Genomic DNA, 18,154 nt, shown 5'->3' with positions numbered 1-18,154 from the left:
TCTTTGAATCCATATGAGTAATACTATATTATCAACAGCAGCAGCAATACTAAATGAGCCGAATGGTACCGCTGTCATTGATCTTTCCTGTTATGTAGCGGGAAAAACAGTTGTCTCAGATAAGGTATTAGAAATTCGTAGCCCTTACGATAAGCGGCTGGTGGGTACGGTGAAACTGGCCAATGCTGCCCACGCGCAACAAGCCATTGAAGCAGCCTTAAAAGGCGGCAAGAAATTATCGAGATACGACCGATACAGCATTCTGGAAAAAGCCAGGCAATTGTTGGTAGAACGAAAAGAAGAATTTGCACAGGTCATCAGTGCCGAATCGGGGTTAGCGATCCGGGAAGCCAGGTACGAAACCGGCCGTGCTCATGATGTATTGATGTTTGCCGCCATCGAATCATTAAAAGATGATGGCCAGATCTTTTCCTGCGATATATCGCCCAGTGGCAAAGCAAGGAAAATATTTACAACGAGGGAGCCGCTGTCGCTGGCGGTTTGCATAACCCCATTTAATCATCCGCTTAACCAGGTGGCGCATAAGATTGCACCAGCCATCGCAGTTGGCACCCCGGTCATTTTAAAGCCATCGGAGAAAACACCGCTTACGGCGATTAAGTTGGTGGAGCTGTTGTATGAAGCCGGATTGCCGCACTATATGCTCAGTGTATTGCTCGGCGCTACCCAGGAAATAGCAGAGCCATTGGTAACGGATGCACGGGTAGACATTGTTTCTTTTACAGGGAGTGTTGCAGTGGGTAAATACATTGCCTCAAAAGCGGGATACAAAAAGGTAATTCTCGAATTAGGCGGCAACGACCCTATCATCATCCTGGAAGACGCCGATCTTGAAAAGGCTGTATTCCTGGCGGCAGAGGGATCGTTCCGCAACAGCGGGCAACGCTGTACGGCCGTGAAAAGAATTTTAGTGCATGAATCCATTAAGGATGCGTTCGTAGAAAAGTTTGTTGCCAAAGCCAGCGAATATACCTGTGGCGATCCGGCCGATCCCTCAACCCTGGTGGGCACAGTAATTGATGAAAACGCTGCCATCTACCTGGAAGACGTAGTAAGGAAATCAGTAGCGCAGGGCGCAAAGGTCCTGCTGGGCGGCAACAGGAAAGGCGCCTTAATGGAACCCACAGTAATTGTGGATGTGCCACGCCATGCCGATATGGTGGTGCATGAATCCTTTGGGCCACTGGCGCCCATCCTCACCTTCAAAGATATTGATGACGCTATTGCATTAAGCAATTCTACGGCTTATGGCCTGTCGAGCGGTATTGTTACCAACAATATGGACTATGCCCTTCGTTTTATCAGGGAGCTGAAGGTGGGTACCGTCAATATCAATGAAGTGCCGGGCTACCGGATTGAGAGTTCGCCATTTGGCGGCATCAAGGATTCCGGATTGGGCATCAAGGAAGGGGTGATCGAGGCGATGAAATGCTTCACGGTCGTAAAAACCTTTTCCATGCCCTGGTAGCGGCGAAATAACATCAATTGCATACACTCAATCAAGAAGAAAATTACGGGCAATGAAAACTAAATCTGTTCTCTTTCTGCTTCTGCTGCTTTGTGTAGTGAAAGGATTTGCACAACCCAGAAAAACTAAAAATGTTATCCTGATCTCCCTGGATGGTTACCGGTGGCGGGAGATTTTTCTGGGCGCTGATTCGGCCTTGTTATACAACAAAAGGTATACAAAAGATTCAGCCTGGACGTTTCAGAAATATTGGGCGGCTACTGTTCAGGAGCGCCGGGAAAAATTAATGCCTTTTACCTGGAGTCAGATCGCAAAAAATGGACAGCTATACGGAAACCGCACCTTGGGCAATAAGGTAGACCTGAAAAACACCTTCTGGTTCTCCTACCCTGGCCGCAGTGAAACTTGGACAGGACATTTCGACCCCGCGATCAACTCGAATGACAAGATTGATAATCCTAACGAGAATGTGATGGAGTTTATCAATAAGCAAAAGGGATTTGCGGGCAAAACAGCAGCGTTTGCGTCGTGGGATGTGGTGGCCTGGATACTTAACCGCAACCGCAATGGCATCACGGTAAATATCTGGGGCGAAGATGTAAAGGGACCCAAACTTACCCCCCAGCAAAAAGAAGCGAATGCCTATCAGCATATGATGCCCGATCCCTGGGGACAGGGTGAACGACTGGATGTAAGCACTTATCGCCTGTCGAAAGCGTACCTGGAGGCACAACATCCACGTTTGTTTTATATTGATTTTGGCGACCTGGATTGCTATGCGCATGACGGAGCCTACAATAAGTACCTGGATGCAGCTAATAAAACCGACCTGATGATCAAGGACCTTTGGGAGTACCTGCAAAAAGATCCGTTTTATAAGGATCAGACCACGCTGATCATTTGTGCGGATCATGGCCGGGGGGAAGATAGTAAATGGACCGGTCATGGTACCAGCGCCCCACACTCCAATGAAACCTACTTACTGGTCATGGGCCCTGATACAAAGCCATTGGGTGAGGTGAAAACAGCTGGTCAGATCTACCAGGACCAGTTTGCACAAACCATTGCCAACTTACTTGGCTTCCAGTTTACTCCAAAGCATCCTGTAGGCGAAGCGGTGAAGACGGTATTGAATGGTCATTAATTATTCATTATAACGCAATCTGGCATTGCTCCCCACTATTTAATGAACCAACTACAAAGGCTGCTTAGCCAATCAAAGCTATTCTTCATTGCCTGGTGCATGTTGGCAGCATTTGGAACTTATTTCTGCATGTATGCTTTTCGCAAACCATTTACTGCCGGCACCTATAGTGGCCTCACCTTGTGGGATATTCATTATAAGAGCATTCTCATTATTTCGCAGGTATTGGGCTATATGGTCTCTAAATTCATCGGCATTAAGATCATATCGGAGCTAAAACCTTCGCACCGCAAAAGGCTGATCATTGGGCTTATACTGTTTGCTGAGTTTTCATTGCTGCTTTTCGGTTTGGTTGCCCAACCTTATAACGTTGCTTTCCTATTTCTTAATGGATTGCCATTAGGTATGGTATGGGGTATTGTGTTTAGTTACCTCGAAGGGCGGCGTTTTACGGAATTGCTGGCAATAGGGCTTAGCATTAGCCTGATCATTTCTTCCGGTATACTGAAAACGGCTTATTTCGAGATCCATGACTGGTTTCCCGCCGTTTCAGAATTCTGGATGCCCGCGTTGGTGGGGCTCCTGTTTCTTCCTGTTTTTTTATTGTTTGTCTGGATGCTTTCGGTAATACCTACACCGTCGGATACCGATATAGTATTAAGAGCGGAACGGGTGCCGATGACAAAAAGTGATAAAAGACTTGTATTGAAGGAATTTGGGGTTGGCATTGTTTGTTTTGTTGTGCTCTATTCGTTGCTGGTTACCATGCGGGATTTTAGAGACAATTTCTCCGTGGAGATCTGGAAGGAAATAGGGGGAGCCTGGGATAAAACTATTTTTTCAAAAACAGAACTGATTACAGGATTGATCGTGTTAGCAGCGATAGGTTGCCTTTCGCTGATCAGAAGTAATATCAAAGGTTTCTGGGCTACGCTGTGGCTGATTGGTTTGGGCGTCGTGTTAACCGGCGCCAGTACATTGCTGTTCCAATTAAAGTTACTGACTCCTTTCTGGTGGGTATTGTTACTGGGAATGGGATTGTTTTCTGCCTATATACCCATACAGGTTGCCCTGTTTGAACGGCTGATCGCTTTATTCAAGATCAAGGCCAATGCAGGTTTCTTTATCTATATCTGCGATGCCATTGGTTACCTGGGCAGTGTGGCCTTATTACTGTATAAAGAATTATTCATGAAGGACCAGCCCTGGGCAAAGGTTATGATGCGCTTCAGTTATGTACTCACGGGAACCTGTTTATTCTTCCTGGTATTGTCTGCCATTTTCTTCAACCGTAAGGCTGGCGTAAAAGGGCCCATAACCGGAACATTGGAAAAACTTCAATCAATATAAAATTATACATATGAAACGAGCTCAATTACTATTCACGCCGGGGCCTCTTACGACTTCAAAGTCAGTAAAAGAGGCCATGATGCAGGATATGGGATCCCGGGATTACGCGTTTATCAATGCAGTAAAGGATATACGAAACGGTCTGTTGGAGCTGGCACACGTGTCAAAACAGGAAGGTTACGAGTGTGTGATCATGCAGGGCTCCGGCACGTTTGGGATAGAAAGTGTTGTTAGCAGTGTGGTGGGAAAGCAGGATGTCTTATTGATCCTTGCCAATGGCGCTTATGGCGAACGTATTGCCAAGATGGCATCCATCCACAAATTGAATCACCAGGTGGTTCGCTTTGCGGAAGATGAGATTGTATCGCCTGAAGCAACAGCAGCCTATCTGCAAGCACATCCTGAGATTACGCAGGTGGCCTGTATTCACAGCGAAACGACCACAGGACTTTTTAACCCTATCCTGGAAATTGGTGCGGTCTGCAAAAAGTATAATAAAGTGTTCATCGTAGATGCCATGAGTAGTTTTGGTGGTGTGGAGATGGATATGAAAGAAATGCAGATCGATTTCCTTGTATCCTCGTCCAATAAGTGTATTGAAGGGGTGCCCGGTTTTGCTTTCGCGCTGTGCAAAAAAACAGCCCTGGAAAAAGCAAAAGGACAGGCCAGGAGTTTAAGTCTTGACCTGTACGAACAATGGGCAGGGCTGGAGGCCAGTGGCCAGTTCCGCTTTACGCCTCCTACCCTTAGCATCATGGCATTTCGCCAGGCGCTGCGGGAACTGGAAGAAGAAGGCGGTGTAAAAGCAAGGGAAGAACGGTATAAAGCCAATAAGCAGGTACTGGATGCGGGCATGAATGGTATCGGCTTCAGACAATACCTGCGCCCGGAGATTCAGGGACATATCATCACTTCGTTTTTGTACCCGGATGATACAAACTTCAATTTTGATACCTTTTACAAGAAACTGAACGAACGCGGCTTCGTTATTTACCCCGGTAAACTGGGAAAAGCAGATGCCTTCCGCATTGGCAATATCGGGCAAATTTTCCCGGAAGATGTACAGGCGCTGATCGATGCCGTGAAAGAAGTACTGGAAGAAGAAAACCTGGTGATAGCGGTAGCCTGATGCACAATACGGGAACAGCTATATGGCCTTTTGCATTAAACAGGCCATATAGCTGTTGTTTTTTGTCCGCTCATCCCCATCTAATGACAGTTCGGCTCCCGCCGACGTACATGTTGCAACATTTCCCGCTCGCACTGGTCTATAGCTAAAACAAGTACATCTATGCGTATTGTTCAAAAGCTATTCCTATGCCTGGTGATGATGCAAGCCGTTGCAGGCAGCGCGCAAAATCCGGCAAATGCGTCGGAGCTCCTCGCGAATAAACTGATCGCCGGCGAATTTGAAATATCCTATTACAACTCAGCCTGCTATTTCGCACTGGCCGGCCATGCTTCGCTGGCCTTCAAATACCTCGGCAAAGCCATTGAAGAGGGATATGCCAACGTTGCCAATACCGAAAAGGATGAAGACCTGCTTTCGTTGCACGCCGATCCGCGCTGGAACACCATGCTGCAACAAATGAAAGAAACACAAGCCCGCCAGCAAAACGCCGCCCAGCTCTTCTTCAACAAAAAGAACTTTTGGGACTCCCCCCAGTTTGGAACACCTTATCAATCGAACATTCCGGAGAATGAAAAAATAGCGGGTCTGTCCAAACTCTGGTCGGAGCTCAAATACAATTTCGTCAACCTGGATCTGGTGCAGGGCATAAACATTGATTCGCTATACCTTACCTACCTGCCCAAAGTGCGGCTTTCCACCTCTACCAAAGAATACTATCAGCTGCTGACTGAAATGGTCGCTATGCTCCAGGATGGACATACCAACGTATACGTACCGGGAGCGCTGGGCGATTCGGTCTATGCCAGACCCCTTGTGCGAACCAGACTGATTGAAGACAAAGTGATCGTGGTAGGTGTGTATGATGATGCACTCCGCAGCAAAGGGCTGGCAGTTGGCCAGGAAGTATTACAGGTAAACGGTATTCCGGTTAAAACATATGCCGAACAGCAGGTCATCCCCTACCAGAGCAGCTCCACCTGGCAGGACAAGATGGTGCGCGGATACGATTACGCTTTGTTGGCTGGGGCCTTGCATGAACCCTTACGCTTACAAATAAAAGACGCCTCCGGCAAGGTGAGTGAACAAACGATTGCCAGGGTAAAACCCGCGACCCGCTCGGCCATCGTACAGGTACCGGCATTTGAATATCGCTTGTTACCCGGCAATATTGCGTACATCGCGCTTAATACATTCGCCCATGATTCCGCCGCGAAAGCGTTCGCTGCCCGGTATGAAGAGATATCCAAAGCAACAGCCATCATTTTTGATGTACGAAACAATGGGGGCGGCAACAGTTCTGTTGGATGGGATATACTCAGATTCCTGATCAATCAGCGAGCGATCGTACACACTTCCTACACCCGAGACTACAAACCTACTTACCGGGCCTGGGGGCGTACCCAACAACCTTCACTAAACAGAAACCCGCTAGCGCCAGGCAAACAAAAAACGTACGGCGGCGAGGTGATCGTATTGACCAGCGCCCGCACCTATTCTGCCGCGGAAGACTTTGTGGCTGCGTTTAAGACATTAAAACGCGGTCTGGTAATAGGAGAAGCTACCGGTGGAAGCTCCGGGCAACCGTTATTCATTACCTTACCCGGCGGCGGTTCAGCACGTATCTGCTCCAAGCGCGACATGCTGGGCGATGAAACAGAATTTGTTGGCAGGGGTATCCAGCCCGATAAAGAAGTACACCCAACGATCCCTGATATTCGCAAAGGAACAGATACTCAATTGCAAGCGGCTATCCGCCAGCTTTCGAATGGAAAATAAGAACGATAACCATCATCTACTGCTTCACCAACCTAATGACCGCTCCATCCTGAAACTTCAATAAATACACACCACTTTGCAAGGCGCCCAGGTAAATAGTTTGGCTATTATGCTGGATGCTTATTTGCTGCAACAATTTACCCTCCCCGTTTAACAAGGATGCCTGCGTATGCAATAGATGATTGCCCACCGATAAAGTAGCCGCATCTGTTACCGGGTTGGGATAAACAGCCGCCAACGCAGCGCGGCTGCCATCGCCCTGCAAAAGGATCACCCTCGAATAGCTGCGTTTTCCATCTATATCTGTCTGCAAAATGCGATAGTAGGTGGTGCCGCTCATCCTATTGGCATCGGTAAAGGAGTAATTATTTTCCCCATCGCCTTTGCTCTTTACGGAACCCACAGTGCTATAAGTGTTACCATCAGCAGATCGTTGCAGGTGATAGGCAGCAACCTCCTGCTCCTGCACTTTCCAATTGATAATAGCCTGCTGTTGGCTATTGATACTCCCCGTAACAGCAAGCCAGGTAAGCGGCAAGGTAACCGTGGAGGTCCCGGCAAAAAAACCGCTGAAGCCCGTTACATCAACACTTACTTCCCAACGGCTGGCGGTGCCGTTCCATACAATATCGGCATCGGCTGGGTCGATGGTCACGGGCGTGCCGGCATAAGAGGCGGGCAAACCTGTGCCATCATTACTGATGCCCGAACGTTTTTCTATCCGCAGGTTGGCGATACGGGCAGTGATCGTAGCAGGGGCATCGGTACTAACAGGCAGCAACAAGGCCGGCGCCGGCACCTGCGTATTAAATGCATCAAACTCAGCATCGGTAAAATACAAAGTCACTTTACCAGTGGCGGTGGCGGCATTGGCGACCGGCGTAATTTCATAATGCCGCTTTACAAACTGGATGGGCTGAATGGTCTCTACCCATACTTTTGCCGTAGTGCTGCCGGTAATGCGCGTAAGCGAAGGATTGTTGTTCTTGACCGAAGCGATCACCGCACAGCCATTGCTGTATATATTGTATTGCCCCTGCTCCATGGTGGCGGCGCTACCGGTCGTTGCCAGACCGGTAAAGCCGGGTGCGCCCCCTACCTGGGTAGGCGTGAGTTTGGTGAGGGTAGTGCCATCACCCAATTGTCCATAGAAATTATATCCCCAGGTCCATATTTTGCCATCGGCGGTAGACCCTATTGTGTGAGCAGCACCGGCACTCACCGATGTCCAGTTGGTGCCGCTGCCTATTTGGATGGGTGCTATGCGATCGGTGCTGGTACCATCGCCCAGTTGACCAATGTGGTTACGCCCCCAGGCCATCAACTTGCCATCGGCCGTAGTGGCCAGGCTATGACTGGCTCCCGCACTCACCGACGCCCAATTGGTGATAGCGGTTATTTGCCTGGGCTGCGTTCTGGTGAAGAAGCTACCGTCGCCCAGTTGCCCGTAGTTATTAGCACCCCAGGCCCATAGCTTGCCATTGTCGGTGATCGCCAAAGAATGATTGCCCCCGGCACTCACCGATACCCATTTCGTAACAGTGGCTATAACGGTTACTATAGCAGGTTCAGCATGATCGTGGGTGGACATATCCCCCAATTGCCCGTCGCCATTGTATCCCCAGGACCACAATTTGTTATCGGCGGTAATACCCATTGAATGAAAAGCCCCCGCACTCACCGATACCCAATTGGTGGCACTGCCTATTTGGGTGGGTACTGGTTGGTTGGTGTTGGTGCCATCGCCCAATTGTCCGTTGAAATTGTATCCCCAGGTCCATAAACTGCCATCACTTTTAATACCCAACGCATGCCCGGTACCTGCGCTCACGGACGCCCAATTGGTGGCGCTACCAATTTGTACAGGTGTATTCCGGTTAGTGGTGGTGCCATCGCCCAATTGTCCGAAGTTGTTTCTTCCCCAGGCCCACAGCTTACCATCGTTGCTCACGCCCAGCGAAAACTCCAACCCGGCGCTCACCGAGATCCAATGTGTGGCGCTGCCTATTTGCACGGGCGCATTCCGGTTGGTGGTGGTACCATCACCCAATTGTCCATAGGCATTATGGCCCCAGGCCCATAATGTACCGTCACTTTTAATGCCCAGGGTAAAATCGCCCAAACTGCCCGGCACCACTTTGGTGAAATAAGTGCATTGGGCCTGGGCGTCATGCAGCGCGATAAGGCTTATTACCAGGAGAACGGTAAATTGTAAAACTATTTTTCTCATTTGGTTTGTAATGGTGTTTGATGTAATACTTCCTCTATCTTCCGGCTGCGTTGCCAGCTCTCAAAAAGCAGGTACAATAGCAGCATAATGGCTATTGCCAACAGCCAATAACCGGTATGATTTTTTACTTTAGGCAATGAGCAGGTTGATGCCGCAAAACTACAGGCAGGCATAAGGGCCAGCTATTTTTGAGCAGGACATAGCGGGACAAGCCCCGTGACAAAACGTGACAATGCCTTTGTTTAAAGCTGATTACGGGAGTAGAAAGGAAAATATGGAGCTGGGTATCAATGGATGTTCTTAATAAAGTCCTCCAGCTCAGTTTCTGCAGAAAGCTGCAACCTTTGGCGGAGGCGGCTCTTGGTTTTACGAACCGCATCGGCGCCAATACCCAGCATAGCAGCAATATGCTTGTTACCTACCTGGAGGCGGGTAAGCGCTGCAAAACGGATCTCGGCAGCCGAAATATCGGGGGCAATTATTTTAAGCTGATGGATAAAACCCGGGTTGGCTCGGTCGAACATGTCCTTAAACCGCAGCCAGTCGTTCTCGGTAAGTATGGATTGTTGAAGCAGTTCGGCATTGATCTCCCTGTTTTGCCCTTGCAATTGCTGCTGCAGCTTTTCGATCAGTTCATTGTTTTCAATAATATGACTGGTAAATTCCAACAATTGTTCCTCGGCGCTTTTCATATCAGCTTCGGCCTTTTCCTTTTGGTGCCTTAGTTCCAGTTGCTCGCTTTGGTGCGATTGCTTTTGCCACCTGAAATAAAACCAGCCTGCAGCCAGTAACAGTACAATGCCTGCTAACAAAAAATTCCGCCTGTTTTCTTCCGACTGTTTCTCCCGCAACAGCATATTGATATGATGGCTCGTTTTCTCAAAATCAAGTTTTGTTTGCACCACATCGGCACGATTGCGCGCCACGGCCTGGTTAAGAGAATCATTCAGCCGGTGATAGATATCGGCATAATAAAAGGCACTGTCTATATTTCCCTTTTTCCTGTACACCTCACTCAGCGTACGGTAAGCGTTGCGGATAAACCCCTGGTTGGCCGGCTTACAAGTGCTTACAATACGAAAACCCTCCCTGGCCAGCAGAAAAGCACTGTCGCGCTTATTTTGCCGGAGGTAAATGAGTGCAATGCGGTGCAGGGTATTGCCGGCGTTGTTGATCTCATTGTTGACGGTGGTGCGATAATCCGCCCAGAGTAAAGGCAAGGCCTTATCATCTTCCTGTTGTTCAAAATACAATGCCCCCAGATTGCCTTTTATAATGGCTTGCCAGATGGTATCCTGGTTGGCCAGGGCGTTGGCCATACTTTTATGGTACCAAACAGCGGCCGCATCGTACTTACGCAAACGCTGGTAAGCAAGCCCGATCGTATTTAACCACGAAACAGGTTGCTTCTTTTCGTGGGTCGATAAGTTGACGCACTGTTCTATATACTGAATGGCCTGTTCATACTCCTGCATCTTATACAAAACGTCACCCAGCGTACCAAAGGCCTGTACATTCTTGCTGTAGAAATAGTGGTCTCCCAGTTTTTTTCGTAGTTCGGCCGACTTCAAAAAATAAAACAACGCGGTTTCTGGCCGGTCGGTCGAAAGACAATACTCACCATAAATTTCAAAACACTCTACCATCAGGTATTCGTTACCACTTTCCACGGCTTTTACGATGGCCTGCTGCATGTAAGTATTCCCTTCACTGCTATAAAAAGGAAAACGAACCATCACCACACCTTTCCAGGCCAGGCTGCGGGCAGCGAGGAAAAGATCCTGGTTATTGGTTTGGTCGTTTAATTGGCTTAGTAACTGAACCCTTGCAGCAGAATCGGCCTGCAGATAATAACTGCGCATCAGGGAATCATGGTGGGCAAACTGTTGCTCCTCCTGGTTGCCTAGTATGGTAAGAAGCGGAAGGTTACCTGCTTTTTGCTGAGCCGGTATGGGGGTACATGCTATAAGGGAAAAGGTTACAAGGAGGATTTGCTTCCGGAAAGCAACCTGTTCTATTCTAAAAACTCGAAGCATAATAAGTTGTAGGTGTTTCGACCGTCAAGTCTCAAATATACGACCCTTGCCACGTATATCGCTTTCAAGGAATGGTTTGAGCGAAAACCCTCAAATACAACTACCTGATTTACAAATGCCAGCTAGCGCATTAGCTTAACCGCTTCGACCAACCGGGCAACTAGGCGCAAACCAGAAAATTCAGTACATTTATCTTCCAAACCCCTCAATGCCTTTGAAACCGCTTGTTTTTACCTTGCTGGTATGCGTTTTTTCGTTTCACCTATCCTTTGCCGACACCTTTGTCGTAACCTCCAGTGCAGATAGTGGCCCCGGAACCCTCCGCGACGCCATCGAAAAAGCCAATGCCAACGGAACGGCGGTCACCGATTATATTCATTTCAACATTCCTGAACCCAACTATAACGCGCGCGTCATCGAGCTGATCAATGAACTGCCGGCCCTTAGCTCCAACCTGGTCATAGACGGCACCACCCAGCCCGGAGCCACTTACGGCACCACCGACGCGAAGATCTGCCTGCGCAAAACCACCCACGCCCCCTTCTTCTCCATGCTAAAGATCGAGAACGCGCAGAACGTACAACTGTACGGCCTCCACATTTATTACGGCTATTGGCAGGGTATATTTGGAGGCCCCTACCGCTCCAACGACTTATACGGGGTCAACATCATTAAGTCATCCAACATCGTGATCGGTGCTGCAGGTAAAGGCAATGTGATCACCGGCTGCGTACATGCCATCTATTCCAATTCCGAAGGTTGTTCCGATATCACCATCCGTTCCAATTACCTGGGACAAACAAAATTCTATGAGTCGCCCGCAGTCGACATCGACGACGTGGTATTATCCAGCGAAGCCTGCATCACCTTTGCCAGTGTAAAAAACATCTATATCGGTGGACCGCAGCCCGCCGATGGGAATATCTTTGGAAACAGGAAAAGGGCTATAAGTATCGACTCCAAAAACGCCACCGGCAATGGCCTCATCAGGATCCAGCACAATATTTTTGCGCGCAATTTCGATAAGGTAACCATCGTAGACACCTACGACTTCTGGGACAGGTACATCAATATTGGCCGAAGCCGCAACAACCCCGTGAACTGGAGTATGGACTACCTGGCCGACTACCGGGTTGAATTGCTCGACAACGACATCCCCAATGATGCCAGCATCCACCACATTAGCGATTCCCTGATCATTTTGAGGAATAAGTTCATTTATGATTATCGCACACATGGCGGCAAACTGGTCATCGGCTCCACCGGCGGAGGCCTCATCGGCGGCGACGATCCGGCCAACGCCAATTACTTCCTCAATAAGAAGCCGGGATTTGCCGGCGGTGCCATCGGTATCTATAATTCAGGCCCCATAACCATACTCAAGAATATATTTATCTGTAATTCATCGGTCATGTCTACCGTAGGCATCACAGACGATTATGGCAGGGTTCCTTTTGCCCAGGTTGACAATACTACGCCCACCAGTGTCACCGGACGGGCTACGCCCAACGCCCGGATAGACCTCTACTACGACGACGAATGTTCTGCCTGCGAAGGAAAAGTATATATTACCACCTTGCAGTCGGACGCGGCCGGCAACTGGACCTACTCAGCCCCCATTACCGGCACCGTGATCGCCACAGCCACCAAAAATGGCTATACCAGTATGTTCTCCTTTCCCACCTTCGATCATAAGGCACAGAAAATTAAGAACCCGGTTTGCGGAATGAATAACGGAAGCATCACCGGGATCACCACTGAGGGTGCGGAATCTTATTTCTGGATCAACCTGAGAACGGGCGACACGGTGAGCAAAGCGAGAGACCTGGTGAATGCCGGCCCCGGCGAATACGTGCTCTACGCAGTACATGGCGGCACTTGTATCATGAATATAGGTACGAGCATCACATTGCAGGATGTATCGCCAAGATTTATCCGGGATCCCTATATTGTGCAGCCTTCCTGCGGTTTGACCAACGGGTCCCTGTACGATTTACGGATAGAAAACACCCTTTACTCGAAGCTGGAATGGAAAAACGAACTGGGACAGGTCGTCGGTAATCAGGTAGATATTTATCAACTTCCTGCCGGAAAATACACCTTTTACGCAACAGACTTAACCGTTGGGTGCACAGCGGTATCGCCTACCTATGTGCTCATCAATCAAAACGGCCCATCACTCAATACCAGTGCCCTGCAGATAACGCCCACCACCTGCGGTGAAGCCAACGGCAGCATTACCGGCATCACTGCATCGAACGTAACCGGAACACCATTCACCCAATGGGTAAATGCGGACAACCAACCCGTGAGCACCGGCTATACGCTCTCAAATGTACCCGCAGGCACCTATCGCTTTAAGTTCAAGGACCAGGGCTCTTGTGATACCATCATTCGGCCATTCACCGTGACCGCACTCACGTCGTTTGATCCCATCACGGTGGCCCGGTTCACCACAAAGGACGGATTCTGCGCCCAGCCTGATGGATCAATCAGCGTACAGGCATTTAGCAAAAGCCCCACAGGTTACACATTCCGGTGGGTAGATGCGGGCACCGGGACCAACATGGGCAACGGACATGCTATTAACAACCTGCCCGGTGGCACTTACCAGCTATTTGCTACCGACCTCAATCAATGTGAACTGAAGATATTCACCACCTCGGTGAAAGTGCAACCCAAGCCTACCTTCGACTATACGGCCCTGTCTATTAAAGACGATAAGTGCAATCAGCAGGAAGGATCAATCTCTTCCCTGAAGATAAGCGGACTGGCTTCCCCCACTACCTATGCCTGGTTTGATGAGAAGGATGCGCCAATAACCGGCAATACTCCTTCATTGCAAAAGATGCCCGCCGGCACTTATCACTTACAAGTAACCGATGGCGGCACCTGTACCGTTCAATCCAGGCCGTTTACCATCGGCAATACCGACCAAAACCTGCCGGCTCCCCAATACGACGATATTATTATTCCCCGGCATGCCCAGGCAACCCTGACGGCTAAGAATCCTTCATCGGGTACCTATAAATTATTTACAGACGTATCCGCGTCTGCGTTGAGTCAACAGAATCAAACGGGCAATTTTACTATTACCACCGTGCCGGCAGATATCGTCTACTATGTGCAGCAGTCGCTGGGCACCTGCCTCAGCCCGTTGGCCCGCGTTTCGATCAAGGTGGTCGACAAATCCTATTTCACTATACCCAATGCCTTTACGCCCAACAACGACCGCGTCAACGACCAACTTGCCGTACGGTATATGGGACATATTCAACTGACCTACTTCAGGATCTATAACCGTTGGGGCCAATTGGTCTTTGAAAGCAGCAGACCGGATGCAGCCTGGGATGGCAGCTGGAGAGGTGTATTGCAACCAGCCGGCACCTATGTATGGATCGCCGAAGGAAAAGATCTCCTGGGGGTCATCATCAAAGACAGGGGCAATTTTGTGCTGATCCGGTAAACTGACGTATTCCTAACGGCCTGTCAGGCAAATACCTGCCGCGGCACGGACAGGGGGTACATCACTTAGTCTGATTTATTGTGCCCCCATGGTCCCACTAAGTTGATGTCGGCTATTTCATTGCCCAATTCCTTCGCGAGTTTCACTGTTATATCCTGTGTAAACTGGTAGTGGATGCCAGCTAATACCCTGGAAAAACCAGCTTCGTTCACCAATTGCGAAATAGACGCGTACTTGCGGGTACCTGAACCCCTCCATACATACGTTATGTCCGTAACCGGTATGTCGCCATATGCCCTTTTCAATACCTGAAGTGAAGACGCATATAATGCGACAAGTCCGGAAGGATAATCAGGGTAAGGAGGATTGGGTAAAAAGCTCGTCCAGGCCGGATCAATAATCCGGTTGATATAGGTAATAGGCCGAAGTAGGTTAACATCGTATTTACCTTTCCAGATGATAACAGGAGCATCCTTAAAAGCAATCGAGGATTTGGCATAAATCTGGGCAACTTCTCCCAGCCTTGCTTTCTTCTTTTCCAATACCCAGGTTATAATGGAAAGAATATGGGCACCCGCAGCAACACCAACGCCCGGGCCACCGGCATCGGCCCACCAGGGTGGAATTATCTTTTGTTCCGGCGTTAATGCTTTCCCGATATCATACACTCCTTTTGCCTCTTTATAAAATGCAGATCCGGGGTCTTCTGAATAGGGAAAAGGCAGCGGGGGTGCACCAGCCGTGAGGCTATAGGACAGGAATGGTCTTGACTTCCCTAAAAAAGGGCCTACCGGGCTGGGTGCGGGTGGCACGAGTACCCAGCAACTGGCACAAACAGGCAGTGTATAACCCACGCTCGAAAGGTTGAAATTATCAGTTGTTGACCAGTTATAAATAACATCGGCAATGGATCTCCCAAAGGCCTGCGATCGGGCGATAACAGCCTCCGATGCGTACAACTTGAACCGCTCGTTATACAACTTTTCAAGCGAATCAATACTGGCTCTATTGGCGTCGGTGAGGCCAGTTAAAAGTCTTTTAAACAAACTGGGTAGCACAGCATTGGCGCTGGCGGACCATAGATAATGTTTGTTTTTTTCTGCTTCAGGCATCGCTGGCATTTGGTAAAGTTGGGAAGATAAACTCACTGCTCCATCAATACCTGGCTGTACTGCTTCATACAGACCTACACCTGCAAAACCAAAATCTCTGAAGTTCTTTAATACCGGGGGTTGCGGGTTTGAATACAGTTGAATTCCTGCTATCAATTTATACCAGTCATACACAACAGCGGCGCTTTCATCGCTGGCATTGGGTGAGTGGGGAGGCGGATCATGTTTCACGCAGCCATATAACAAACCGAGCAGAAAAATCACCAACAAACAAGTTGATCGGCTACTACGTAGTAATGGTAGTTTCATGATGTATGATTTTTTGGGTTAAGAAATAGGAAAAGGCATAGGGGCAAGGACAGGAATGGAAGTAAGAAATTCCAACCAGGTAAGATGAATGCACCAGAAACTTGTACCGTTGTCGACCTTAACGGTTAGTAAATTGATAGCCCACCCGATTTCAAAGAAGATACATGATGATTGTACAACCGAAAACAAAAAAGGATCAACGAATAGGCCTGAAGCGTTCCGATAAGTGAGCCAGCGGTATTGAAAGTAGAAGCAGGAGTCGATTCTGTTGTTATAATTCTTAAGTCCTTTGCAAGTTAGAACCGGGCGTGATAGAACAAACGTTTTGCCAGAGGGATAGATAGGATGAAGATCCATCAAAGCAGGGAGAAATAAAAGTCCTTTTTTGCCCATTAAGGAGGCAACCAAGTGGCTAATGACCTTGAAACAGTTACGAAACCTGCTACTGTTTTAACCGTTCAATGTTCTCTTATGCGGGACAATCGCGGCCCGGTTCCGGAGCTAAGGCCGATCTGTCGTGAATATTCAAACTATATAAAAAATAAGCTCCGCCGAAGCAGGGCATACTAGAAAAGCCAAAGAAAAGCCGTTAATTAATAGACGATCGACCGGGTGTCAGCGGTTCCCCGGTCACTAACCAATCGTACGTGATACACCCCCCGCTGCAAAAAAGCATGCGGTACGCGGAGCGTATTAGATCCCGGTTTTACCGAAACCTGTTTACGTTGCAGTATGACACCCGCAGCGTTTGCGATAGTGATATCGATCATCTGCAGGGCATCTACCTTAACCTCCAGGTGTAGCGATTGCGCTGCAGGAACGGCAGACAGCTTATCCAGTTTAAAGGATGGCGCCGCCAGTTTGACCAATGCCAGCTTTGAATATTCTTTCTGATAGGCAGTATTGAGAAAGCCAATCCTGTAATAATTGTTGCCGGGAACCGGATGCCCGTCCCAAAACGTATAAGATTGTTTGCCGGCTTCCTTGTCTACGGATACGCGGCCCAGCGATTCAAAGTGAATGCCGTTAACGCTTCGCTCTATATCAAATACATCGTTTGCCGCATCATGCGCCGCGGTCCATTGTACACAAACCTTGTCATTCTTCAAACTGGCAGAAAAAGCATACAGCCTGACAGGCAGCGATGCGCCGAATACATTCGCAGCTTTCACCCGTTCAAACAACAGCTGGTGGCCATCGTTGTTCATGTGTACATTATCACCTGCCGAAAACTCAGGCTTGATGGTGCTATCGGCCGGGTTGATAAAACCATCCCAGAAGTTAATGGTGTGAGCAGTGCCAAATCGGTTGATGATCGAATCCTTGATATCCGCAAACTTTCTCTTCATGACCGAAGTACCAAAACCACCATCAGTCCGCGGTTGCGTAGTGCTGATGAAACACCGGTTGCCCAACCGCGTGGCAGAGTCATAGATAACCTGCAGGCATTGCATGATCTCGGGAATGGTAAAATCATAATAACCATTGCTAGGATATCCAACGATGATGACCCCTTGAGCAGGATCGGGCAAACCGGCCAATAACTGAACGGCTTTGGTTACATTCCTGGCAGGATCCGGGGCCTCCCGGAAAGGAGGTGGCGTATAACTGCCGGGCATACCACGATAACAGGTAGCACCCGGAGACCCCAAATTATAAACATCGCTCGCAATGCCCTGTTGGATCTTGTAATATTGAATGAACCGGCCCACCCACGAACTTTCCGGGGGCCAGGCACCGGTACCGGCAGTCGTAGAGGAACCAATCGCTACCATCTTAAAACCTTGAGAAATGCCTGTAGTGCATGCCAATAGGCACAGGCACATAAAGTACAACTGCTTCATGTAAATGTGATTAGAAATAAATAAAATGAAGATGAATAGGAATTGGAGTGAACACGATCACTACCCGGAGTATGCGACAAAGCTAAATATTCCTTCCATTGATAACGACCCGCTTAGCAGAATAGATGCTGAACTGATCAAAACGACCAGCTCATGTAACCAGTATTGAATACAAACGACTTTAACCCGACGCTTTTTCCGTAAGGAAAGCACAGTCGCGAAGCAAAGCGCTGCCGGCAGCGCCGTTACGTATGTTCAATTAAGGG

10 protein-coding genes are annotated in these 18,154 nt (G+C 48.7%); 6 read left to right on the top strand and 4 right to left on the bottom strand.

Going from position 1 to position 18,154, the window contains the following annotated elements:
* Window positions 1-13 precede the first annotated feature (13 nt).
* From phnY to P2H89_RS27085, 5 genes are all read left to right on the top strand, one after another.
* A complete protein-coding gene (phnY, locus tag P2H89_RS27105) occupies window positions 14-1,489 on the top strand; it encodes a phosphonoacetaldehyde dehydrogenase (RefSeq protein ID WP_275833015.1) in 1,476 nt (491 codons plus the stop codon).
* A 52-nt stretch (window positions 1,490-1,541) separates the two neighbouring features.
* Window positions 1,542-2,633, top strand: coding sequence for a sulfatase-like hydrolase/transferase (locus tag P2H89_RS27100; RefSeq protein WP_275833013.1), 1,092 nt, complete (start codon window positions 1,542-1,544; stop codon window positions 2,631-2,633).
* A gap of 42 nt (window positions 2,634-2,675) precedes the next feature.
* Window positions 2,676-3,983, top strand: coding sequence for a DUF5690 family protein (locus tag P2H89_RS27095; protein ID WP_275833011.1), 1,308 nt, complete (start codon window positions 2,676-2,678; stop codon window positions 3,981-3,983).
* Window positions 3,984-3,993: 10 nt separating this feature from the next.
* Window positions 3,994-5,112 carry a 2-aminoethylphosphonate--pyruvate transaminase gene (locus P2H89_RS27090; RefSeq protein WP_275833009.1) on the top strand — a complete coding sequence of 373 codons (1,119 nt, stop codon included), beginning with the start codon at window positions 3,994-3,996 and terminating at the stop codon, window positions 5,110-5,112.
* A 162-nt stretch (window positions 5,113-5,274) separates the two neighbouring features.
* Complete coding sequence (locus P2H89_RS27085; protein WP_275833007.1) at window positions 5,275-6,891, top strand: S41 family peptidase; 1,617 nt, start codon at window positions 5,275-5,277, stop codon at window positions 6,889-6,891.
* Between the two features lie 16 nt (window positions 6,892-6,907).
* Here the strand turns inward: P2H89_RS27085 and P2H89_RS27080 are convergent, their stop codons facing one another.
* Both P2H89_RS27080 and P2H89_RS27075 read right to left on the bottom strand, forming a co-directional pair.
* Window positions 6,908-9,121, bottom strand: a complete 2,214-nt coding sequence (locus tag P2H89_RS27080; protein ID WP_275833005.1) for a T9SS type A sorting domain-containing protein — start codon at window positions 9,119-9,121, stop codon at window positions 6,908-6,910.
* A gap of 287 nt (window positions 9,122-9,408) precedes the next feature.
* A complete protein-coding gene (locus tag P2H89_RS27075) occupies window positions 9,409-11,157 on the bottom strand; it encodes a tetratricopeptide repeat protein (protein ID WP_275833003.1) in 1,749 nt (582 codons plus the stop codon).
* 214 nt (window positions 11,158-11,371) lie between these two features.
* Between P2H89_RS27075 and P2H89_RS27070 the strand changes: the two genes are divergently transcribed.
* Complete coding sequence (locus tag P2H89_RS27070) at window positions 11,372-14,623, top strand: gliding motility-associated C-terminal domain-containing protein (RefSeq protein WP_275833002.1); 3,252 nt, start codon at window positions 11,372-11,374, stop codon at window positions 14,621-14,623.
* 65 nt (window positions 14,624-14,688) lie between these two features.
* Here the strand turns inward: P2H89_RS27070 and P2H89_RS27065 are convergent, their stop codons facing one another.
* Both P2H89_RS27065 and P2H89_RS27060 read right to left on the bottom strand, forming a co-directional pair.
* Window positions 14,689-16,044: a hypothetical protein gene (locus tag P2H89_RS27065; protein ID WP_275833000.1), complete on the bottom strand. Its 1,356-nt coding sequence runs from the start codon at window positions 16,042-16,044 to the stop codon at window positions 14,689-14,691.
* Between the two features lie 593 nt (window positions 16,045-16,637).
* Window positions 16,638-17,888, bottom strand: a complete 1,251-nt coding sequence (locus P2H89_RS27060; protein WP_275832998.1) for an SGNH/GDSL hydrolase family protein — start codon at window positions 17,886-17,888, stop codon at window positions 16,638-16,640.
* Between the last annotated feature and the right edge of the window lie 266 nt (window positions 17,889-18,154).

The organism is Paraflavitalea sp. CAU 1676 (genome assembly GCF_029223285.1).
In the GTDB taxonomy this organism is placed as follows: Bacteria; Bacteroidota; Bacteroidia; order Chitinophagales; family Chitinophagaceae; genus Paraflavitalea.
This window is presented reverse-complemented; position numbering and strand designations above follow the sequence as displayed.